Here is a 21,769-nt window from a genome sequence, read left to right on the forward strand (position 1 = left end):
GAAGGGACCCCGGCGAGAGGACGAGCCCATGCGCTTCCGGGACCGAGCCGAGGCCGGACGGGCACTCGCCGGCCTGCTGAGCGACCTGCGCGAGCGGGGCGAACTCCCCGATCCCCTCGTCCTGGCCCTGCCCCGCGGCGGGATCGCCGTGGCCGCGCCCGTCGCCCGGGCCCTCGACGCCCCGCTCGACGTGCTCGTCGTCCGCAAGATCGGCGCCCCGCACCACGAGGAGTTCGCCGTCGGCGCCCTCGCCGCCGACGACCCGCCCCTCTTCGACGCGGACACCCTCGACCGGCTGGGCCTGACCGAGCAGCGACTCGCCCCGGTCGTGGAGCGGGAACGGCGCGAGCTGGCCCGGCGCGAGCACCGCTACCGCGGCGACCGGCCGCCCCCGGACCTGAGGGGCCGTACGGTGATCGTCGTCGACGACGGCCTGGCCACCGGCGCCACCGCCCGCGCCGCCCTGCGCCATGTGTGGCGCCGGGCTCCGGCCCGGGTCGTCCTGGCCGTCCCGGTCGGCGCCCCGGACTCCCTCGACCTGCTCGCCCCCGAGGCCGACACCGTCGTGTGCCCGCACCGGCCCGCCGCCTTCAGCGCCGTCGGCCAGTGGTACGACGACTTCGAGCAGCTGACCGACGCCGACGTGCTCGACGTACTCGACGCGCTGCACGCCCGCTGAGCGTCCGGGGAGCGACGATGCCCGAGCTGGCCGAGGCGGAGGCGCGACGCCGGTTCACCGCGGCCCGGGTGGCCCGGCTGGCCACCGTCGGCCCGAAGGGCCGCCCCCACCAGGTGCCGGTGGTCTTCGCGGCGCACACCGCCGCCGGCGCCGACCGGCTCGTGACCGCCGTCGACCACAAACCCAAGACCACCACCCGCCTCAAGCGGCTGGGCAACATCGCGGCACATCCGCCGGTCTGCCTGCTCGCGGACGCCTACGACGAGAACTGGGACCACCTGTGGTGGGTCCGCGCCGACGGCGAGGCCCGCATCCTGTGGCCCGACGCGGCCGACCCCGCCGTACGGCAGGCGTACGAGAGTGCCGTAGGGCTGCTGCGCGCGAAGTACCCGCAGTACCGGGACCGCCCGCCGGCCGGCCCGGTGATCACGGTCACCGTACGGCGGTGGACCGGATGGGAGGCGCGGGCACCGGTCCGCGGCGACTGAGACCCGCCCCTGAGCGACAACCCCGTGCACACCAGTAGTACCGGAAGGCCACGCGGAGTAACCTCGGGTGCCATGACGCGCACGGGGGAGCGAGCCGTCAAGTCGCGGTTACGGACGCCACCTTGGATCGCCCGCATCGAAGAGCCGGAGGGGCGGGTCCTCGGCGCCGGGGTGCTGCTCGCCCCCGACCGGGTGCTCACCGCGGCCCATGTCGTCAGTCCCGGCCGGCCCTACGTCGTCCACTTCGTCGGCGTGCCCGGCGTACCCGGCGTCGCCGCCACGGCCGACGCCGACGAGCACGTACCGCAGCGCAACGACGCCTTCGGCGACCGCAGCGGCGACCTGGCCCTGCTGCGGCTGGCACGGCCGCTGCCCGCCGAGCACGCCACCCGGCTCTACCGGCTCGCCTCGCCGCACGGCCCGGTGAGCATGTACGGCTTCCCGGCCGGCGACGACGGCGGCCGCTGGCACGGCGCCACCCTGGTCGCCGCCCGCGGCCGGGACAACCAGGTGCAACTGCGCCCGCAGACCCCGGACGAACGCGCCGCCCCCGGCTTCAGCGGCGGGGGAGTGGTCGACCACGCCACCGACGAGGTCATCGGCATCGTCCTCAGCGTCGACGAGGGAGAGGGCTCCGTCTTCAGCTACATGAGCCCCACCGAGACCATCCTGAGCCATCTGCCGCAGATCGCCGCCTGGACCGAGGGCGCCGAAGCCGTCGACCCGGCACTGCGCACCGGCGCGACGGACGGCGCCGGCCGGCTCGACGTGCCGTTCGCCACCGAACTCGCCTCCTGGTTCCGGGGCGAGGGCTGGCCGGTGCTGGTCACCGTCGTCCCCGCCCGCAGCGGCCGCGCCTGGACCCTCACCCGCGCCATCACCCTGGCCGACCGGGAACTGCGCACCCTGCAGAACACCAGCGCCTTCGGTCACGACCCGCCCGAGACGGTGCCCCCGGCCGGCGGCCACGATCTCGCCCTGGACGTCAAAGGCCTGACCGTGAATCAGGTGCTGGACCGGATCGCCGGACGGCTGGGCATCCGCGGCGACCCCATGCCCGAAGAGCTGGGCGCCCTGCGCGTCCCGCTCGCCGCCGTCCTGGTCGGCGTCGACCAGGCGGCCGAACCCGACGCCCTGCTGGGCCTGCTGGACCGGCTCGCCCAGCAGGGGGCCCGCCTGCTCCTGGTCTTCCGCCGCAGCGGCGGCCGCGCGGCCCAGGCCGCCGAATCCTTTGTCCAGCGCCCGCTGCGCGACCGCTGGACCCGGCTGCACCACGAACTCGAACGCATCGTGGACGAGTTGGGACCCGCACTCGAAGAGCGACGCGACCGCGTCCTGCCGGACCCCGGCACCCGGCCCCTGCTGGACCAGGCCGAGGCCGGCGTACGGCGCACCCGGATGCTGCGCGCCTGGGTCGCCCACACCCCCGAACGCGAGCGCGAACCCCGGCGCGCCGACCTGATGTTCACCTTCGAGGACGCCGCCGAACGCCGCCGCCGGCGTCTGGAAGAGGCACTCTCGGCCCTCGACGCCCGGCTGCGCCGCCGCGGGGAACTCCTCGGCCGCGTCACCGCCGAGTGGCCGCTGTGCCGGGAACGGGCCACGGCCCAGGGCGACCGGGTCATGGAGGCCTACCGGCTCTACGAACGCGCCCTGTCGCTGCTGCGGCAGACCCCTTGCGACGTGGACCTGGCGGAGAGCGCCGTCGAAGGGTTCATCGGATTCTGCTCCGGCACCGCACCCGGGAAGGAGGGCGCCCCATGACCTCGTGCATCCGGCCCGGCTGCGCGGGCCACATCATGGGCACCGGCTACTGCGACACCTGCGGACACCGGCACCAGGAGCCGCGGACCGAGCCACCGCCCTCGCAGCCCGGCCCCGGCAGCGAGGAGCCCCCCGGCCCGCAGCCCACCCATGCCGTCGCCGGGGTCGGCGAGCTCGACCAGCACGGACTGGTCCGGCTGCCCGACGTCCCGGTCCCCGAGGGCGGGCTCGTCGAGGACCCCCGGCCGCCCACCGGGGGCCGCCCGTGCGGCGCAGGCGGCTGCACCATGACCATCGGCATCGGCTACGGCGGCCAGAGCGCCCGCGCCACCGGCCGCTGCCCGCGCTGCGGCACCCCCTACTCCTTCCTGCCCCTGCTGAACAAGGGCGACGTGGTCGCCGGCCACTACCGGGTCCTCGGCTGCCTGGCCCGCGGCGGCCTCGGCTGGATCCACCTCGCCGAGGACACCCGCGCCGACGGCTACCGCGTCGTCCTCAAGGGGCTGATCGACGTCCACGACGCCCTCGCCCGCCGCAACGCCGTCGAGGAACGCCGCTCGCTCACCGACCTGCACCACCCCGACATCGTCCGCATCATCACCTACGCCGAACATGAGGTCAGCGGCAGCTCACCCACCGGCTACCTGGTCATGGACTACATCGGCGGCCGCTCCCTCCAGCAGCTCTTCGCCGCCGAGGACACCGAGCGGATCTTCCACGGCCGCCCTCGCCTCGACCACGTCCTCACCTACGGCTGCAAGATCCTCGGCGCCCTGCAGTACATGCACGAACGCGGGCTGCTCTACTGCGACATGAAACCCGCCAATGTCATCCACTTCGGGCGGGCCGTCAAGGTCATCGACCTCGGCGCGGTCCGCGCGATCGGCGACCGCGGCTCCGCCTACGTGTACACCGCGGTCTTCGCCCCGCCCAAGGAGGAGCTCGACAGCCGCGGCTGGCACGTCGACAGCGACCTCTACACCGTCGGCAGGACCCTGCAGGACCTGTACGAGGGCGCCGAGCCGGCCCGGGGCCTGGCCCCCGACTCCTTCCGCCGCCTCATCGAGCGCGCCACCCACGCCGAACCCCGCGCCCGGTTCCGCTCGGCGGCCGAGATGTCCCGTCAACTCTGGGAAGTGCTGCGCGAGTTCCGCTCGCTGCAGTTCGGGGAGCAGCTGCCCGAGAGCTCCACCCGGTTCCGCGCCACCGAGGCCAGCCTCGACGCCGGACTCGGCGCGATCCCCGCCCTGGACCACTGGACCGGCCGCCCCGGCGGTCTTGACGTATCCCCGCCCCCGGCCGCCGAGGTCGCCGGCGCCCTCCCGGAGCCGGTCCCCGACCCCGATGACGGCGCGGCCCTGCTGCTGGACACCTTCCCGCCCGACGCACCCGACCGGGTCGCCCGGCAGTGGCCCCGCGAATCCCGCCTCGGCACCCCCGAGACCGCGCTGTGGCTGTGCCGCGCCTACCTCAGGCGAGGCGAGCAGAGCGAGGCCGAGAGCTGGCTGGCCGAGGCCGCGACCCAGCTCGGCGAACGCGCCGCCGCCTACGACTGGCGGATCGCCTGGCACCGCGGCGTCCTGCACCTGAGCAGGGCCGAGGTACGGGAGGCCGGCAGCTGCTTCGAGGCCGTCTACCGGGCCCTGCCCGGCGAATACGTGCCCAAGCTCGCCCTCGGCTACTGCGCCGAACACGGCGGCGACCGGCGCACGCCCCACGCCATGCGGTTCTACGAGGCCGTGTGGGCACGGGACTTCGCCCACACCGCCGCCGCCTTCGGCCTGGCCCGCGGCCACCTCCTGGCCGGCGACCGGGACGCCGCCGTACACGTCCTCGACGACGTCCCCACCACCTCCCGCCACTACGACGCCGCCCGCATCGCGGCCGTACGGATCCGGGCCGGCATCCTGCACGGCCACCCCCCGACGACAGCCGATCTGCGGGACGCGGACCGGCGGCTGCCCGAGCTGCGCCTGGACGGCGGCGCCGCCGACGGCGAGTCACGGGCCCGGCTGGTCGCCGAGGTCCGCGAGAACGTCCTGCACTGCCGTCCGGAGCAGGGCTGGGGGTCCGACTTCCCCGCCGGCGAGCTGCTCGGCTCCGACGCCGAGGACACCCTGCGCGTGCTGCTGGAGCAGTCCTTCCGGCACCTGGCGGCCCAGGCGCGTACCGCGGGTGAACACGGACGGCTGCTCGACCTGGCGCACGCCGTGCGGCCCATGACCACGTTCTGAGCACGCGGCACACACACGAGCCCACAGGGCAGCGAGGGGGACGCAGGCCATGAGTGCGGCCGGGAACGCAGAGCACGCAGAGCACGCCGAGAACGCAGAGAACACAGAGAACACAGAGAACACAGAGGGCAGCGTCGAGGTGACCCTCGCGGTCGGTCAGCAGAAGGAACTGCCCGCCGTACCCACCGCGGCCGGGCAGCCGCACGGCCGCGAGATGTACGCCATCCTGGAGATCGGCGTCAGGGGCAACGGTGCCCCGGGGATCGCCGGCGGGCCCGCCCACGGGTCCGGACCCGTCCTCGCCGAGGTGCTGATCGTCGACACCTCCCGCTCCATGCTCCACCCGGCCGCCAAACTGCACGCCGCCAAGGACGCCACGGCCGCCGCGATCCGGCTGCTGCCCGAGGGCACGGCCTTCGCCGTGCTCTCCGGCCGGTTCGACGCCACCGTGGTCCACCCCGGGCCCGGCCGGGCGACGATGGCCGTCGCGGGGCCCGCCGAGTGCGAGGCCGCCGAGCGTGCCGTACGGATCCTGGAGGCGGACGGCGGCACCGCCATCGGCACCTGGCTCGACCTGGCCCGGCGGCTGCTCAAACAGCAGTCCGCGCCGATCAAGCACGTCCTGCTGCTCACCGACGGGCGCAACGAGCACGACCACCGCAGCGCCGTCCGGCTGGACACCGTGCTCGACGCCTGCGAGGGCCGGTTCGTCTGTGACGCCTGGGGGATCGGCGACGACTGGGACGCCGACCTCCTGCTCGGCATCGCCCGGCGACTGCACGGCCGGGCTGGCGCGGTCCGCGACGCATCCGAACTCCCCGCCGCGTACGAGGAGTTGATGAGCGGCCTGCTGGGTACGGCCGTTCCCGAGCTGCGCATCAAGCTCACCCCGACCCCCGGCACGGTGATCCGCCAGGTCAAGCAGGTGGTGCCGATCGAGCAGGATCTCCTCGCCACCGGCGCCGGGTTCGGCGAACGCGGCGCCGAGTACGTCACCCGGGCCTGGGGCGAGGAGATCCGGCACTTCCAGGTCGTCCTGACCGCCGACCCGACCGGCCACGAGACCGGCGAGGACCTCCAGCTCGCCGCCGTGGAGGTGGTCGTACCCGACTTCGGGCGCACCGTACGGCTGCCCGCGCCGCGGCCGGTCCTGGTCCGCTGGACCGACAACCCGCTCGACGCCTCCCGGCAGCATCCCGGGGTCCGCCGCCACGAGCTGTACCAGCAGGCGAGCGCCGCCGTGGCCCGGGCGCACCGGGCCTGGCTGCGCCGCGCGGAGGGCCGGGCGACGGCGGACCGGGAACTCGCCCGGGCGCTGGCGCTGGCCGCGGAACTGGGCGACGCGCCCCTGCTGGACGAACTGCGCCGGATCGAGGCCGCGCCGGGCACGGGCCGGGTCCGCGACGGTCTCAAGGACGTCGACTGGCAGCACCTGATCCTCTCCACCGCCATGACCACGCCACCGCGGCAGCCGGCCGCCGGTGCACCCGCCGCCCATCCGCCCGCGGCGGGTCCGTCGGCCCCGCCCGGCCCCGACGAACTCATCGAGTGCCCGGGCTGCCGTTGGATCGGCCCGGCGGACTCCGTGTACTGCGGGGGCGACTGCGGGCGATTGCTGAAGGGGGCCTCATGAGAGCCGCCACGGGTGCGAGTGCCCCCGTACCCCGCCTCCTCGGCCGTCTCCCGGGTGTGGGGCGGCGCCCGCCGGACGAGGGCAGTACGACCGCCCTTGACCTCGCCGTGCGCCGCCGGCTGCTGCTGGCCCTGTCGGCCCTGCTGACCCTGTCCCTGTTCCTCTCCTACGACGGCGTGCACGGCGACGCGAACCCGCTGCGCACCTCCAGCGCCCCCGCCGTCCTCGCCATCGACACCGCGCTGTACGCGCTCGACGAGGCGCAGGCGGACGCCACCGCGACGCCCCCGTCCCTCAGCGAGTTCCAGAAGCAGATCTCGGTGGCCGCGCAGAGCCTCTCCCGGGCCGCCGCCGGCGACGTGGGCGGCCCGGCGGGCCGGCAGGCCGTACAGACGGTCTCCGGACTGATCACCGGGTACACCGGCATGGTCCAGAAGGCCCAGGCGGAGCCCGCGGGAAGCGTGTTGCGGGAGGCCTACCTCAGTTACGCGACCAGTCTCCTGAAGGCCGGCGACGCCGGCATCGAGGCCCGGCTGCGGGAGTTGCAGCGCGAGCAGCTGGCGGCGGTCGGGCGGCAGACCTCCTTCGGGCCGCTGCTGTGGCTCGGCTGGAGCGTGGCCGCGCTGCTCGTCCTCGCCCTCGGCGCGGCCCTGGCGGAGACGCAGCTCTTCCTGCGCCGCCGGTTCCGGCGCAGGTACAACCGTCAACTCATCGCCACGGGCGCCCTGTCGGCCGCAGGGTTCGGGGCGCTGCTGATGTTCACGGTGTGGACCCACCAGGGCATGGCGGACACCCGCACCCTGCTCGACGGGGCGTCGCCCGGCCCGGACATACCCGACGCGGGGCGGCACACCGCCTCGTACCTGGCGCACACCGGCTTCCGCGCGGCGGCCTCGGTGTGGATCGTGATAGGAGGCGTTCTGCTCATGGTGCTGACCGAGGCGGGGCTCAGGCCGCACATCAACGACTACCGGTTCAGGCCCCGGTGAGCGCGCCCGGCAGCGGCCCCGCGACGGCCGCACCCGGCGCCCGGCGCCGCCTCTTCAGGCACCCCGCGCGCGTGCTCACCGTGGTGGCGAGCTGCCTGGCCGTGCTGGTGCCGGCCGTCGTGGTGGGCGTACACGCGATCAGGCAGGAACCGACCGTCACCCTGCTGGCCAACTGGACCGGCCAGGACGCGCGGCACTTCCGGGACGCGGTGATCGCCCCCTTCGAGCACAAGCAGCACATCCACGTCGACTACCAGGGCAGCTCCGCCGAGAGCCAGGTGCTCAGCGCCGACGTGGAGGCCGGAACACCGCCCGACGTGGTGGTGCTCACCGGCCCGGGCGAACTCGCCGACTACGCCGGGCGGGGGCAGCTCTTCCCCGTCGAAGACCTCGTCCCCGAGGGCGCGTTCAGCACGTCCTGGGCCACGCCGCTGAACGGGCACGTGTACTGGTTCCCGCTCAAGGCCGACGTCAAGAGCATCGTCTGGTACCCGGGGGGCACCACCGACCGGCAGCTGGACGAGGCCAGGGGCCGGCCGGACCAGTGGTGCCTGGGCATGGGATCCGGAGCCACCAGCGGCTGGCCCGGCACGGACTGGATCGAGGACATCCTCCTGCAGCAGTCCGGCCCGCGGATCTACCAGCGGTGGGCGCGCGGTCTGCTGCCCTGGCAGTCCAAGGAGGTGGAACGGGCCTGGCGGACCTGGGGTGACCTGGTCGGCGCGGAAGGGTCCCGGGACCTCGTGGCGCGGGCCCTGAAGACCGAGTACCAGGACGTGTCCCAGTTGGTCACGCAGCGGCCGCGGCAGTGCATGCTGGAGCACCAGGCGTCCTTCGTCCGCACCTACCGGCCCTGGAAGGACGCGCACGGCAGCTACCGGCCCTCGTACCGGCTGATCCCCGGCGCGAGCGCCAGGAACACCTGGGAGGTCTCCGGCGACCTGGTGGCCCTGCTGCACGACACCCCCGAGGCGCGGCAGCTGATCCGCCACCTCGCCTCCGCCGACGCCCAGCAGGCCTGGAACGCCACGGAGTCCGGCTTCTCCGTGGACGCCCGGGCGCAGCCGGCCGCCGGCCCCACCGGCTCCTGGCACCGCTCCCTGGCCGGCACCCTGCTGGGCAGGAAGGCGGTGCACTGTTTCGACGCCTCCGACGCCATGCCGCCCGCCGTCCGCGACGCCTTCGCCCAGGCCACCATCGACTTCCTCGCCGACCCGCACGACCTGGACGGCCTGCTGAAGAACCTGGACAGCCTCAGGAGCGACGAGGAACTGACCTGGCTGCCGTCGGTCTGCGACCACGGCACCTGAGCCCGACGGGGCCGGGGCGGAACCGGGTGCAGGCCGACGGCGAGGAGGTGGCTCAGGCCCGGCTCCAGGGAAGCTTCAGCCCCCGTCCCTGCGCCCGTCCCGCCTCGGCGGCCGGGCGGCGGGTGGCCGGGTCCAGCGCGTTGTCGCCGATCGCCGCCTGCGACGCCCCGTCCGGCGTGACGACCACGACCGCCACGGCACCTGAGCCGGACGGGCCGGGGCGGAACCGGGTGCAGGCCGACGGCGAGGAGGTGGCTCAGGCCCGGCTCCAGGGAAGCTTCAGCCCCCGTCCCTGCGCCCGTCCCGCCTCGGCGGCCGGGCGGCGGGTGGCCGGGTCCAGCGCGTTGTCGCCGATCGCCGCCTGCGACGCCTCGTCCGGCGTGACGACCACGACCTCGGCCCCCCGGGCGCGCAGCTCCTCGACGACCCGCTCCAGCGGCTGCTCGCTGGGGAACGGCTCGGTGGCCCCCAGCGGCACGATCACCAGCACCCGGTCCGCGCCGCCCGCGTAGTCGGCATTGGCGACGGACCGCACCGCGCCGTCGACGTACCGGCGCCCGCCGATCGTCACCGGCGGCCACACACCCGGCACGGCACAGCTCGCCGCGACGGCGTCGACCAGGGGCACGCCGGAGTCCTTGTCGAAGACGCGCGGCTCCCCGCTCTCGGCGTCCACGGCGACGACCTTCAGCGCACGGTCCGGCCAGCCGTGGGACGGCAGCCGCGACTCGATCACCGCGCGCCGAACCGCCTCCGGCACGGTCCGAGCCTCGAGCGCCACCTGTCCGACCGCGCGCCGCAGCTCCGGCACCGAGGCGGCGGAGCCCGTCGCCGCGCCGATCTCCGCGGCGAACTTCTCCAGGTCCATCTCGGCCATGATCTCGGCGGCCTGCAACGCGGGATCCACCTGCCGGGCGTACAACTCCTCCAGCCCCAGCCCGCTGCCCACCTGTGCGGCGACGGTCGCCCCCGCGGAGGTCCCGAGCAGGAGATCGGCCGCGGTCACGTCCTGCCCGGTGCCGGCGAGCCCCGCCAGCAGCCCGGTGGTCCAGGCGATCCCGCCCACACCGCCGCCGCCCAGCACCAACGCCTCGGTCATGTCAGCTCCTTGAAGTCCGTCCTATCGGCTTTTTGCCGCGGGCGTGCCGGACGTGCCGGTCAGGGCGCCCGCTCGTAGCCTGAAGTGGACGCCGACGCCCATGGAACGGGACGCGGGTACGGGGACGGGAGGTTGCCTCATGAACAGGCGCTGGACCGCCCGTCTGGCCCTGCTGGCGGGCGCGGCGGCGGTGGCGGTGCTGCTGGTCTTCGCCGGACTCGGCAGCGTCGTACTCCTGGCGGTGGGAGCGGCCGGGCTGGTACTCACGGTGGCCGGGGTCTGGTGGCTGCTGACCCGCACCGGGTGGACGAGGGCGCTGGCCGTGCTGCTGACGGTCGCCACCCCGCTCACCGTCCTCACCTGGTACGCGACCGCCGGGCTGCTGTGGGTCGTGCTGGTCTCGCTCGGCCTGTGGGCGCTCGCCGTCCTTGCGGGCCGGGCCGCACTCGTCGACGACACCGCACCGGGGATGCCGGAGCGTGCCGTCGGCCGGGCCCGGCGGCCTTTCCTGATCATGAATCCGCGTTCCGGCGGCGGAAAGGTCGAGGAGTTCCGCCTGGCGGAGCGCGCCAGGGCCCTGGGCGCGGAGGTCGTCGTGCTGGACCCGGCCGACCACCAGGACGTGACCGAGCTGGCGCGACGGGCCGTTGCGCAGGGCGCCGACCTGCTCGGCGTCGCGGGCGGCGACGGTACGCAGGCGCTGGTCGCCGCGGTGGCCGCGGCGCACGACATCCCGTTCGTGGTGATCAGCGCCGGCACCCGCAACCACTTCGCCATGGATCTGGGCCTGGACCGGCAGGATCCTTCGACCTGTCTGGACGCGCTGACCGACGGCGTCGAGCTCCGCGTCGACCTCGGCCGCATCCGCGCGGGACGGCGGCCCGCGGACGCCGGCGCGGAGCGCGTCTTCGTCAACAACGCCTCGTTCGGCGTGTACGCGGCCGTGGTGCAGAGTCCCGCCTACCGCGAGGACAAGGCCCGCACCACCCTGGAGCTGCTGCCGGACCTGCTGACCCACCACGGCGGCGCGCATCTGACGGTCCGTGCCGGTGCCCGGCTCCCGGACGATCCCCAGGCCGTCCTGGTGAGCAACAACCCCTACCTGAGCGGCGACCCGGCGGGACTGGGGCGCCGGGAGCGGCTGGACTCCGGCCGACTGGGAGTCCTGGCCGTCGAGGTCGGCACCGCGGCGGAGGCGACGGAGCTGCTGCTGCGCGGTGAGCGCAGCCGCGGACTGACCGCTGTCACCGCCCGCGAGGTCGTCATCGACGCCGACGCCCCCGTCATCCCGGTCGGCGTCGACGGCGAGGCCCTGATGCTGCCCACCCCGGTGCACTGCCGTCTCGCGCCCGGCGCCCTGCGCGTCCGCGTGCCGCGGCACCGCCCCGGAGCGCCGCGCGCCGCCCCGCCGATGGACTGGCGCAGGGTACGGCGTCTGGCCCTGACGATGGGACGGGCCGCGGCAGGACGCGACGCCGCCTGACCGCGGTCAGGGTTCCCCGGGTCCGGGGCCGGGGCCGGATTCGGGCAGGGTCGTCCACTGTGCTCCGGTGCGCAGGCGGAAGGCGGCGACGGCGGCCTCCACGGTGGGGAAGAAGTGGTCCGGGACCGGCGCCAGGCCGGAGTCCGCTTCTCCTCGGGCAGGGCGTTCGGGCCGTGTGCAGCCCGCAGTTCGGCGGCCCGGGCGGCAAAGAGCCCGACCGCCGGATCGACGCCGAGGGCCGCCACGACGTCCGGGGCGGACCGCGCGCACCAGGCCTCCTGCGACGCCCGGGACCTTGCCCCGGCGGAATCCGGCTGCACCGTCATCGCCCTGCCTCCGATCCGGGCCGGTCGCGTCCCGGTCTGTCAGCTCCGGCCGCGCTTCTTCCCCGCCGGCTGCCCTCGGCCGGCTCTGCGTCTGTCCTTGGCCGACGGATGGCGTGCCGCATACGGATCGGCCGGGACACCGGAGGGTGCCTCCTGCTCCAGCTCCCGCCGGGCGGCCAGGAGGTCCTTGCGCGCCTCCTCGCTCACCTCGGGGTAGCGGGGGTCGATGTCCATCAGCGTGTGCCCGAGGATCGCCGCCGTGCAGATCCGCGCGAACCATTTCCGGTCGGCCGGTACGACGTACCAGGGAGCCCATGCCGTACTGGTCGCCGAGAGCATCTCGGAGAACGCCTTCTGGTACTCGTCCCAGTGGCGCCGCTCCCGGACGTCGGCCGCGGAGAACTTCCAGTTCTTCTCCGGCAGGTCGATCCGCTTCAGGAAACGGGTGCGCTGCTCCTCCTCGGACAGGTTCAGGAAGACCTTCACCACCTTGAACCCGTTGTCCGTGAGGTAGCGCTCCCACTCGTTGATCTCGCGGTAGCGCCGCGCCCAGACGTCCGGGCCGCGCGCCCGGTCCGGCAGCTTCTGCCGCACGAGGTTCTCGGGGTGCACGCGGACGACGAGGACCTCCTCGTAGTGGGAGCGGTTGAAGATGGCGATCTCGCCGCGCGAGGGCAGCCGCCGGCCGTAGCGCCACAGGTAGTCGTGGTCCAGTTCCTCGGCGGAGGGCACCTTGAAGCTGCTCACCTTCACACCCTGCGGATTGACGCCGCTCATCACGTGCCGGATCGTGCCGTCCTTGCCCCCGGCGTCGAGTGCCTGGAGACACAGCAGGACGCCGTAGGTGTCCTGGGCGGCCAGCCGTTCCTGGTACTCGGCCAGCAGAGCCACCCCGCTGCGCAGCAGCTCGACGCTCTCCCGTTTCTTCAGACCGGCCTTGTAGCGGGGGTCGAAGTCCCGGCCCAGGCGCACCTTCGAACCCGGTGCCACCCGCAGTGGCCCGATGAAGTCCGCGATGCGTGCGGCTCGCTCGTCCACCCGCCCATTCTCCGGTCGCCCGGACAAGATCGCCCCCTGAGGCCGAGGCCGGGAACCCAGGTCAGCCGGTGTGCCCTAGAGCCAGCCCCGTCGCTTGAAGATCACGTACAGGCTGACGCACACCACGCCCATCAGCCCGATCGCGAACGGGTATCCGAACCCCCAGTGCAGCTCCGGCATGTGGTCGAAGTTCATGCCGTAGATCGTCCCGACGAGCGTGGGGGCGAACAGGATGGCCGCCCACGACGAGATCTTCTTGACCTCCTCGTTCTGCTCGAACCCCGCCTGGGCCAGGGCCCGCATCTCCGCGTTCTGCTGCTGGGTGACCAGGGTCGCGTTGACGGTGAGGATCTCGGTGAGGGCCTGGCGGAAGCCGTCGACGCGTTCGCTGATGTGGGTGACGTGGTCGGCGACGTCCCGCAGATAGCGCTGGAGTTCCTCGTCGGTCTCGTACTTGGCGAAACCGGCCATCAGGCCGTGCAGCATGCCGACCAGCGGGCGGGTGGCGCGCTGGAACTCGACCATTTCGCGGGAGAGTTCGTAGATACGGCGGGAGACCTCGGGGTCGCCGCGGAAGACCTCGGTCTCGATCTCGTCGATGTCGTTCTGGACGCCGGAGACGACGGGTGCGTAGCCGTCGACCACCGCGTCGAGGATCGCGTACAGGACCGCCTCCGGGCCCAGCTTGAGCAGCTCGGGGGAGTCCTCCAGGCGGCGGCGGACCGCGGACAGGTCGGTGGCCGCGCCGTGCCGGACGGTGATGACGAAGTCGGGGCCGACGAACACGTGCAGCTCGCCGAAGTCGACCTCCTCCGGTGCGTCGAGGTAGCGGGCGGCACGCAGGACGACGAAGAGCGTGTCGCCGTACCGCTCCAGCTTCGGCCGCTGGTGTGCCTCCATCGCGTCCTCGACCGCGAGCGGGTGCAGGTCGAACTCGGCGGCCAAGGAGAGGAGTTCGGCCTCCGTGGGCCGGGCGAGGCCGATCCACGCCATGCCGGCGGGCTGCTCGCGCAGCTCGCGGTAGGTCTCGGCGAGGCCGGCGGGGGCGGCGAGGCGGACGCCGTCGCGGTACAGCGCCGCCTGGACCACGCGCGCCGTGTCGGCCGGCTCCGGGGACCGGGTGGTGGCGGGCTCGGCGGCCGGCTGCGGCGCGGGCAGGGCACGGCGCCAGACGGGCTTGCGGCCTCCGTTGCGGCCGCCTCCGTTGCCCTTGCCGCCGCCGTTCCTGCCGCCCACGGCGCTCGCGCCGTTCGCGGCGGCAGGGGCGTTCCCGGCCTTCGCGGTGCTGCCCGGGGTGCCGGAGGCCTCGGCGGTCTTCGCGGTGGGGCGGGCGGGGCGCTCGGACATCGGCTCCCTCTCGGTCGAGCCTGCGTACGGCGTGATCACGCAGCGGGTACGAGCAGGATATCGGGGGCATACCCGGCAGGCGCCCGGAACCGGTGCAGGGTTCGGTGAGAGTTGCGGACAGGAGGTGTCCGCAAGCCCCGTTAACGTGCGGGCATGACGAAGAGCAGTGCAGCCGTGGCCCCCCTCCTGGACACCCGCGCCCTGAACCGTGCCACCCTCGCCCGGCAGCTCCTGCTGCGCCGCTCCCCGCTGTCCGCGGCGGACGCCGTACGGCACCTCCTCGGCCTCCAGGCGCAGAACGTCAAGCCGCCGTACTACGCCCTCGCCGCCCGCCTCGACGGCTTCGCCCCGGAGCAGCTGTCCGCGCTCATGGCCGGCCGCGAGGTCGCCCGGATCGTCACCCTGCGCTCCACCCTGCACACCCACACCGCCGAGGACTGCCTGACCCTCAGGCCGTTCGTCCAGCCCGCCCGGCACCGGGAGCTCACGAACTTCCGCAAGGGCCTCGACGGCGTCGACCTCGACCGGCTGGCCGCGCTCGCCCGCGACCTGGTGGAGGCCGAGCCCCGCACCATGGCCCAGCTGCGCGAGGCGCTCGGCGCCGAGTGGCCGGACGCCGACCCGCAGTCCCTCGGTGTCGCCGCCCGCTGCCGGCTGCCCCTGGTCCAGGTCACCCCGCGCGGCCTGTGGGGCCGCAGCGGCCAGGTCGCCCTCACCACCGCCGAGCACTGGCTGGGCCGCCCCGCCGAACCGGCCCCGGCACCGGATGCCGTGGTCCTGCGCTACCTCGCCGCGTTCGGACCCGCCTCCGTCAAGGACATGCAGACCTGGGCCGGACTCACCCGGCTCCGGGACGCCTTCGAGCGCCTGCGCCCCCGGCTGCTCACCTTCCGGGACGCGAACGGGGTCGAACTGTTCGACCTGCCCGACGCGCCCCGCCCCGACCCCGCGACCCCGGCCCCGCCCCGCTTCCTCCCCGAGTCCGACAACCTCCTCCTCTCCCACGCCGACCGCACCCGTGTCGTACCGCCCGAGTACCGGGGCCGCAGCTGGCAGGGCAACCAGGCCCTCCGCACCCTCCTGGTCGACGGCTTCCTGGCCGGCCTGTGGAAGCAGGACGGCGACATCCTGGTCATCGAGCCCTTCGGGACACTGACCAAGACCCAGCGGGAGGATGTGAGGGAGGAGGGCGCCCGGATGCTGGCGACCATGCACCCCGGGACGTCGTACGACATCCGGTTCGGCACCGTCGTACGGCGGTGAGCCCGGCGAGGACGCGTCTACAGTCGGGGCCATGGAACTGCGGCAGCTCACCTACTTCGTCGCCGTCGCCGAGGAGTTGCACTTCGGGCGGGCGGCCGAACGGCTGCACATCGTGCAGTCGGCCGTCAGCCAGCAGATACAGCGGCTCGAACGGGAGCTGGGCGCCGAGCTGTTCGACCGCTCGCCGCGCCGGGTACGGATGACGGCGGCGGGGGAGCGGCTGCTGCCCGAGGCACGGGCGGTGCTGGCGGCGGCGCAGAAGGCGCGGGCTGCGGTGGCCGAGCCCGCGGGGCTGCGCCTCGGCACCAGCACCGGGCTCGGCGCCCACCTGGACCGGGTGCTCGCCGCGTTCGCCGAGCGGGCACCGGACGTGCCCGTCGAACTGCTCTCCCTGCCGGCCTCCGAGCGGCTGACCCGGGTCGCGGCCGGCCGGCTGGACGCCGCCTTCGTCCGGTCGGCCGAACCCCCGCCCGGCGTACGGGTGCTGCCCCTGTGGCCCGACCCGCTGGTGGCCGCCCTTCCGGCCTCGCACCCCCTGGCCGGCCGCCCGGACATCGACCTGGCCGACCTCGCCGGGCTGCCTCTCGCCCTCACCCCGCGCCGCAACAACCCCGCCCTGGTGGACCTCGTCGTCGGCGCCTGTCACGCGGCCGGGTTCGAGCCGGTGCCGGGACCTGTCAACGGCTCCCTCCAGGACACCCTCGCCACCATCGGCTCCCGCCCCCTGTGGACGGTCGTCTACGCCTCCCACGCGCGCGTGCTGCACACGCCACGCGTGGCCTACGTTCCGTTCCGCGCACCCGGTCTCGCCCTGTCCACAGGCCTCGCCGTGTCCGCCGCAGCCCCCACCCCGCACCTGGAGAAACTACTGCTGGCCTGCAACGATCACGAACGCTGATCGTTGCGGTCGCGATCTGCTTCTTGGTCGGCGGCCCGCCGCGCGATGGACTGTTCCCACAGGCGGTCACCAGGGACCGCAGGGACACAGGGAGTCAGTCATGCCGATCGTCACCATCCAGCAGGGCCCCCGCGACACCGAGCTGAAGCGGGACCTCGTCAAGCGGGTCACCGACGCCTTCGTGGACGCGTACAAGATCCCGGCGGAGAGCGTGCAGGTGTGGATCCACGAGGTGCCGGCGGACAGCTGGGGCGCCGCCGGGAAGCTCACGGCCGACAAGTAGCCCCCTACGGGGCGGGGCGCATGGAGAGGGAGGCGTTGCGGGCCGCTCGTGGTGGCTCGCAACGCCCCCCTGGTATCTACCTGAGGGGTGCTCAGGTGTCCTTCTTCCGGGTTACGAGTTGACCTGCGCGGTCACCAGGTCCGAGAAGGTGGTCAGCCGGGAGTACACACCCGGGTAACCGGCCTCCGCGCACCCCTCGCCCCAGGAAGTGATCCCTGCCAGGACGCCCCCGATGAGCAGGGGACCGCCGCTGTCGCCCTGGCAGGTGTCTGTGCCGCCGGACGTGTATCCGGCGCAAACCATGTCGGTCTGGACGAAGTCCGAACCGTAGGAGCTCTTGCAGCTGGAGTCGGCCACGACGGGGACGGTCGCGGTCCGCAGCTGGTTGGAGGAGCTGCCGTTCTCCGAGGTGGTGCCCCAGCCGAGGATGCGGGCCGTGGTGCCGGCCGCGTACACGCTGGTCTGGGAGGAGGAGACGTACGACGCCGGGGTGTACGACATCGCCGTCGACAGGGTCAGCACCGCCACGTCGTGGCCGTTGGTGGCGTCGGTGTAGTCCGGGTTGATCCAGATCTTGGCGACCTTGCTGACCGTGCCGTTGGTGCCGTTCAGGTAGGTCCGGCCGCCGACCACGCGGACGTTGCCGGCCGACTCGCCGACCATGCAGTGCGCGGCCGTCACGACCTTCTTGGCGGCCACCAGGGTGCCGCCGCAGAACTGGTTACCGGACGCGTCCGTGATCTGCATCATGAAGGGGTACGCCGTGGTGGTGGTGGTCGTACCGCCCACGATGGGCTGGGGCGCGGCGGTCGCCGTGGGGGAGGCGACCAGCGCGGTCGCCGCGGCGGCGGCGGTGGCCACCAGGGTCGCGGCGGTCTGTCTGGCACGTCTGAGCCCGAACATGAGTCTCCTCAGTGGGGTTGCCGGTGGGGGGTCGCGCGGGTGGGGGGTGTGCACGGGGGTCGCGGGACCGACCCCCGTGTGCCCGGGCGAGCGGCACGCCCTTTACGCTAGGACCCGGATCCCTCGGCTCCCAATGAGGGAACCCCCTAGGGGGTTGGGTGAGGGAAAACCCTCGGTCCGGCTCAGTTAACAAGGGCTGCGCTCAGCGCGCCCGTCGACCTGCCGCCAATCGGACGATGTCCACGCGCGATCGGATCCCCAGCTTGCGGTAGACCCGGGTCAGGGTCGCCTCCACCGTCTTGACGCTGATGAACAGCCGGGCGGCGATCTCCCGGTTGGTGGCGCCCTCCATGACCAGGGCGGCGACCTGACGCTCCATCGAGGCCAGGGCCGCCAGCGCGTCGAGCCCGTCCGGCGTGTCCGGCACGGCCAGGTCCTCGGGCTCGGGCTCCGGTGCGGTGAGGGCCTCGTCCACCTGGCGCAGCCAGGGCAGCGCCCGGCAGCGCCGGAACAGCCGGGTGGCCTCGTCGTACGCCGTCGCCCGGCGCGGGCCGCCCTCCGGCCGCCGGGCGCGCAGCTGGGCCAGCGCGAAAGCGGCCCGGGCCTCCTCCAGGCCGTAGCCGAGCTTGCCGAGCCGGTCCTGAGCGGACGTCAGCCGGTCGACGGCGGCCTCCAGGTCGCCGTGCGCCGCACGCACCAGGGCCTCCGCCCGGTCGAGCACGGCCAGCACGCTCTCCCGGCCGAGCCTGAGGGCGTGCTCGCGGCTGGCGTCGATGACGTCCTGCGCCTCGGCGGGTTCACCGATGCGGACCAGCGCCTCGGCGAGGTCGCCGTGCCAGCGCCCGCGCGCCGGGTCGGTGATGCCGAGGCCCAGCTCCAGGCGGCGCACCCGGCGCAGCGAGCGGACGGTGCCCGCCGGGTCGCCGGCCACCAGCTGGGCGTACCCGAGCGCGCCGAGCGCCCGGGACAGGTACATCTGGTCGCCGTCCTCCTCGGCGTGCTCCACCGCCTCCCGGGCGAGGGCCAGCGCCCGGTCCACGTCCCCGCCGGAGGCCTCGGCGAGCGAGGTGAGCATCGCCGAGGCGGTCTCGCCGATCCCGGAGTCGCGGGCGAGCCGCAGGCTGTCGCGGGCCAGTTCGAGGGCGCGGCCGCAGTGCCCGGTGCGCAGCTCGGTCTCGGCGAGGCCGCGCAGGAAGTGCACCTCGCTCTCCACCGAGCCGCGCCGGCGCACCTCGCGCAGCAGCGCGGTGACCGTCGCCCGGGCCTCGGTCAGCTGGTCGCCCATCACCAGCCAGCGGAACCGGGCACTGCCCGCGCCGTTGTGATGGCAGGCCACCCTCGGGTCCTGGGGCTCCTTCAGGGCGCGCTGGATGGTGCGGGGGGCCTCCGGATGGCCCATCAGGGTCTCGGTCTGCGCCTGGAAGGCGAGCGCGAGCAGTTCGGTGCGCCGGTCGGCGCCGCGCGCGGCCAGCCCGGCGGCGTGCGCGGCGGCCTCGCGGGCCTCGGTGAAGTCGCCCTCCACGATCAGCGCCCGCCACGCCAGCTGGTAGTGGACGAGGGCCAGCAGCCGCGGGTCGTCGCCGGCGTCGGCGAGGGCCTGCGGGAAGACGGCGTCGACCTCGGCCATGGTGTGGCCGGCCGTGTCGATGACGAGGATCCAGGCCCGCACCCGGTGCGCGGGCACACTCGCCCGGGACAGCACCTCGCGGGCGATGTCCCGGGCCAGGTCGACCTCGCCGGCGGTGATGGCGTCCTCCGCGGCCTGCAGGCGGCGCTCCTCCGGCCCGGGCGCACTGTCGGCGGGCGTGTGCCGGGCGGCGAGCAGCCCCAGCGGGGCGGCGACCGACGGGGCGCCCCGGTCCCGGGCGAGGGCGGCGGCCTCGGCGAGCCGGGCGGCGACCTCGGGGTCGGTGCCGGTGGTGGCGAGGGCCAGGTGCCGGGCCCGCTCGATCGGGTCGGAGGCCGCGGTGGACAGCGCGGCGTGCGCGGCCCGCCGCTCCTGGGCGGGCGCCTCCGCGTACAGCGCGGCGGAGATCAGCGGGTGCGCGAACCGTACGGCCGGCGCCTCGGACTCCGTGGCCAGCAGCCCGAGTTCGGCGGCCTGGGCGCACTCGGCCTCGGCGTTCTCCCGGCCGGCCGCGTGCAGCAGCGCCGGGGTGGGGCGGGCACCGGCGCTGGCCACCAGCAGGGTGCGGCGGGCCTCGACCGAGAGCATGTCCAGGCGGTTGAGCACCAGGGCGCGCAGCGAGGTCGGCACCGGCAGCGGCTCGCCCGGCCGGGGCGGGGTGCGGCTGTCGGCGAGGGCGCGGCCCAGCTCCAGGGCGAAGAGCGGGTTGCCGCCGCTGGTGCGGTGGATCTCGCGGACGGTGGAGCGGGTCAGGCCGCCGTGTCCGCGGTGGTCGAGCAACTGGGCCACCTGGGCGCGGCTGAGCGGTCCGAGCCGGACGGCGACGGTGTCCGGCGTGGACGCGCGCAGATGACGGTCGTACTCCTGGCTCTCGGGGCCCTCGGTGCGTACCGCGCACAGCAGCTGCACCGGGGTGCCTTCGAGGCGGCGGGCGGCGAAGCCGAGCAGTTCGGCGCTGGCCGGATCCAGCCACTGCAGGTCGTCGGCGACGATCAGGACCGGACCCCGGGCGGCGAGAGCGCGCAGCGCGGAGAGCACCGCGAGGCGCAGCGCGAGGCCGTCGCGCAGGAGGCTGGACTCGCCGCGGCCGGTGAGTGCCGACTCCAGGGCGGTGCGCTGGGCGAGGGGCAGCCCGGGGGAGACCTCGTCGAGGACCAGGCCGAGGAGGTCGGCGAGGGCCAGGAAGGGAAGGTGGGATTCGGACTCCGTGGCGGAGCAGCGCAACACGGTGCGCGCCCGGGCGCCGTATTCCTCGGCCAATGCCCGCAGGACGGTGGATTTCCCTATTCCGGCGGGGCCGTGCAGCAGCACACTGCCGCCCGAGGCGAGTCGGTCGCGTGCCGTCGCGAACAGGTCCTCGCGGCCGATGAGCAGGTCGGGGCGGCATCTGGCAGGCTCCTGGAAGTCCCGTCGCACGGTCACCGCTCCCCTCGTGTGTCGTGTCCGGGCCAAATTCTAGGCAACGATCCTTGAAATTCAGACGGAAGCCGTGGTGAGGGAAATAACAAACCGTCTCGCATAGGGAAATTCAAAGCGGCGCTGCATGAATGGGCAGGTTTCCTTACGGCAGCAGTCCCGCCCGGCGTGCCGCGGTCACCGCCTCCCCTCGTGTGTGCGCGCCCAGCTTCCGCATCGCGGAGCGCAGATACCCCTTCACCGTCTCCGGGCCGAGGCCCAGCCGCTCGGCCACGGCCGCGTTGGTGGCGCCCGCCGCCACCCAGGACAGCACGTCCAGCTCGCGCGGCGCCAGGCGTGTGCCACCGGCCGGGCGGGCCGCGGTCAGCAGCCCGCAGGCGGCGAGCAGTTCGGCGCGCAGGCCCGGGTCGGCGATCCGGGGCGCCAGCGCGCGCAGCGCCGCGTGCGCCTCGCGCACCTGCTCCCGGGCGGCCCCCGGGTCCTGGCGGCCGCCGGCCGGCTCCGGCCGGGCCGCCGCCAGCAGTCCCCGCGCCTCGTCCCGCACCACCAGCGCCTGCTCCACGTCCCGCGCCGCCGCCACCGCGGCGCCCAGCGTGCGGTCGCCCAGCGGCTGGGGCGAGCGCAGCGCGCCGTAGAGCACCCCGCGCACCCGGCGCCGCACCACCACCGGCACCGCGAGCACCGAGCGGATGCCCTCCGCCGCCACCGGCACGTCGTACTCGTGGGTGATCTGCCGGGAGCTGGAGTACTCGGTGACCGCGTACGGCCGGGCCAGCGCGACCGCCTTGCCGCCCAGCCCGTTGCCGGAGGTCACCGCGAGCGAGCGCAGGGCGGCGGTGGTCGTGCCGCTCAGCTCGCTGATGCGGATCTGCGGCCGGCCGGAGTCGACGACGCCGCCGAAGGCGACGGGAAGCCCCGTCGTGCGCCGCAGCCGGGCCAGCGCACCGCGTATCTCCACCGCCGCCACGGCCTCTGCTGCCACCTCATCG

At 74.4% G+C, this 21,769-nt stretch carries 18 protein-coding genes and 1 pseudogene; 11 read left to right on the forward strand and 8 right to left on the reverse strand.

Going from position 1 to position 21,769, the window contains the following annotated elements:
* The first annotated feature begins 28 nt into the window (after positions 1-28).
* The 7 genes from AQI88_RS14570 (at position 29) to AQI88_RS14600 (ending at position 9,097) form a co-directional block, all read left to right on the forward strand.
* Complete coding sequence (locus tag AQI88_RS14570; RefSeq protein ID WP_066997846.1) at positions 29-679, forward strand: phosphoribosyltransferase; 651 nt, start codon at positions 29-31, stop codon at positions 677-679.
* 17 nt (positions 680-696) lie between these two features.
* A complete protein-coding gene (locus AQI88_RS14575; protein ID WP_066997849.1) occupies positions 697-1,167 on the forward strand; it encodes a TIGR03668 family PPOX class F420-dependent oxidoreductase in 471 nt (156 codons plus the stop codon).
* A 72-nt stretch (positions 1,168-1,239) separates the two neighbouring features.
* On the forward strand, positions 1,240-2,931 hold the full coding sequence (locus AQI88_RS14580) for a trypsin-like peptidase domain-containing protein (protein WP_066997852.1): 1,692 nt from the start codon (positions 1,240-1,242) through the stop codon (positions 2,929-2,931).
* A 287-nt stretch (positions 2,932-3,218) separates the two neighbouring features.
* Positions 3,219-5,165, forward strand: coding sequence for a serine/threonine protein kinase (locus AQI88_RS14585; protein ID WP_425264571.1), 1,947 nt, complete (start codon positions 3,219-3,221; stop codon positions 5,163-5,165).
* 49 nt (positions 5,166-5,214) lie between these two features.
* Positions 5,215-6,798 (forward strand): VWA domain-containing protein, encoded by a 1,584-nt coding sequence (locus AQI88_RS14590; RefSeq protein WP_079057573.1) that lies wholly within the window; start codon positions 5,215-5,217, stop codon positions 6,796-6,798.
* A complete protein-coding gene (locus tag AQI88_RS14595) occupies positions 6,795-7,787 on the forward strand; it encodes a hypothetical protein (protein ID WP_208615786.1) in 993 nt (330 codons plus the stop codon). Before AQI88_RS14590 ends, AQI88_RS14595 begins: the two co-directional genes overlap by 4 nt.
* On the forward strand, positions 7,784-9,097 hold the full coding sequence (locus AQI88_RS14600; protein ID WP_066997858.1) for an extracellular solute-binding protein: 1,314 nt from the start codon (positions 7,784-7,786) through the stop codon (positions 9,095-9,097). Before AQI88_RS14595 ends, AQI88_RS14600 begins: the two co-directional genes overlap by 4 nt.
* Before the next feature lie 52 nt (positions 9,098-9,149).
* Here the strand turns inward: AQI88_RS14600 and AQI88_RS45000 are convergent, their stop codons facing one another.
* The gene (locus tag AQI88_RS45000; RefSeq protein ID WP_279616544.1) at positions 9,150-9,293 is read right to left on the reverse strand and encodes a hypothetical protein; all 144 of its coding nucleotides are present in this window, start codon (positions 9,291-9,293) and stop codon (positions 9,150-9,152) included.
* Positions 9,294-9,353: 60 nt separating this feature from the next.
* On the reverse strand, positions 9,354-10,196 hold the full coding sequence (locus AQI88_RS14605) for a patatin-like phospholipase family protein (protein WP_066997861.1): 843 nt from the start codon (positions 10,194-10,196) through the stop codon (positions 9,354-9,356).
* A 139-nt stretch (positions 10,197-10,335) separates the two neighbouring features.
* Between AQI88_RS14605 and AQI88_RS14610 the strand changes: the two genes are divergently transcribed.
* Positions 10,336-11,679: a diacylglycerol/lipid kinase family protein gene (locus AQI88_RS14610; protein WP_066997864.1), complete on the forward strand. Its 1,344-nt coding sequence runs from the start codon at positions 10,336-10,338 to the stop codon at positions 11,677-11,679.
* Between the two features lie 137 nt (positions 11,680-11,816).
* Here AQI88_RS14610 and AQI88_RS43045 read toward each other — a convergent pair.
* From AQI88_RS43045 to AQI88_RS14620, 3 genes and pseudogenes are all read right to left on the reverse strand, one after another.
* Positions 11,817-12,005 (reverse strand): annotated as a pseudogene (locus tag AQI88_RS43045) (cation-transporting P-type ATPase); the annotation flags it as partial.
* A 39-nt stretch (positions 12,006-12,044) separates the two neighbouring features.
* The gene (locus tag AQI88_RS14615) at positions 12,045-13,043 is read right to left on the reverse strand and encodes a polyphosphate kinase 2 family protein (RefSeq protein ID WP_066997868.1); all 999 of its coding nucleotides are present in this window, start codon (positions 13,041-13,043) and stop codon (positions 12,045-12,047) included.
* 75 nt (positions 13,044-13,118) lie between these two features.
* Entirely contained in the window at positions 13,119-14,132 is a 1,014-nt protein-coding gene (locus AQI88_RS14620; protein ID WP_066998145.1) for a magnesium and cobalt transport protein CorA, read from the reverse strand.
* A 411-nt stretch (positions 14,133-14,543) separates the two neighbouring features.
* On the opposite strand from AQI88_RS14620, the gene AQI88_RS14625 reads away from it, so the two are divergent.
* The 3 genes from AQI88_RS14625 to dmpI all read left to right on the forward strand — a co-directional run bounded on the left by AQI88_RS14625 (position 14,544) and on the right by dmpI (position 16,834).
* Positions 14,544-15,653, forward strand: coding sequence for a winged helix DNA-binding domain-containing protein (locus AQI88_RS14625; RefSeq protein WP_066997870.1), 1,110 nt, complete (start codon positions 14,544-14,546; stop codon positions 15,651-15,653).
* A 31-nt stretch (positions 15,654-15,684) separates the two neighbouring features.
* Positions 15,685-16,551, forward strand: a complete 867-nt coding sequence (locus AQI88_RS14630; protein WP_066997873.1) for a LysR family transcriptional regulator — start codon at positions 15,685-15,687, stop codon at positions 16,549-16,551.
* Positions 16,552-16,651: 100 nt separating this feature from the next.
* Complete coding sequence (dmpI, locus tag AQI88_RS14635) at positions 16,652-16,834, forward strand: 4-oxalocrotonate tautomerase DmpI (protein ID WP_066997876.1); 183 nt, start codon at positions 16,652-16,654, stop codon at positions 16,832-16,834.
* 111 nt (positions 16,835-16,945) lie between these two features.
* Here the strand turns inward: dmpI and AQI88_RS14640 are convergent, their stop codons facing one another.
* From AQI88_RS14640 to AQI88_RS14650, 3 genes are all read right to left on the reverse strand, one after another.
* A complete protein-coding gene (locus tag AQI88_RS14640) occupies positions 16,946-17,737 on the reverse strand; it encodes a S1 family peptidase (RefSeq protein ID WP_066997879.1) in 792 nt (263 codons plus the stop codon).
* Positions 17,738-17,939: 202 nt separating this feature from the next.
* Entirely contained in the window at positions 17,940-20,786 is a 2,847-nt protein-coding gene (locus AQI88_RS14645; protein WP_066997882.1) for an ATP-binding protein, read from the reverse strand.
* A gap of 139 nt (positions 20,787-20,925) precedes the next feature.
* Positions 20,926-21,762, reverse strand: a complete 837-nt coding sequence (locus tag AQI88_RS14650; protein ID WP_066997885.1) for a helix-turn-helix transcriptional regulator — start codon at positions 21,760-21,762, stop codon at positions 20,926-20,928.
* Positions 21,763-21,769: the final 7 nt, after the last annotated feature.

The organism is Streptomyces cellostaticus (genome assembly GCF_001513965.1).
GTDB classification, from domain to species: domain Bacteria; phylum Actinomycetota; class Actinomycetes; order Streptomycetales; family Streptomycetaceae; genus Streptomyces; species Streptomyces cellostaticus.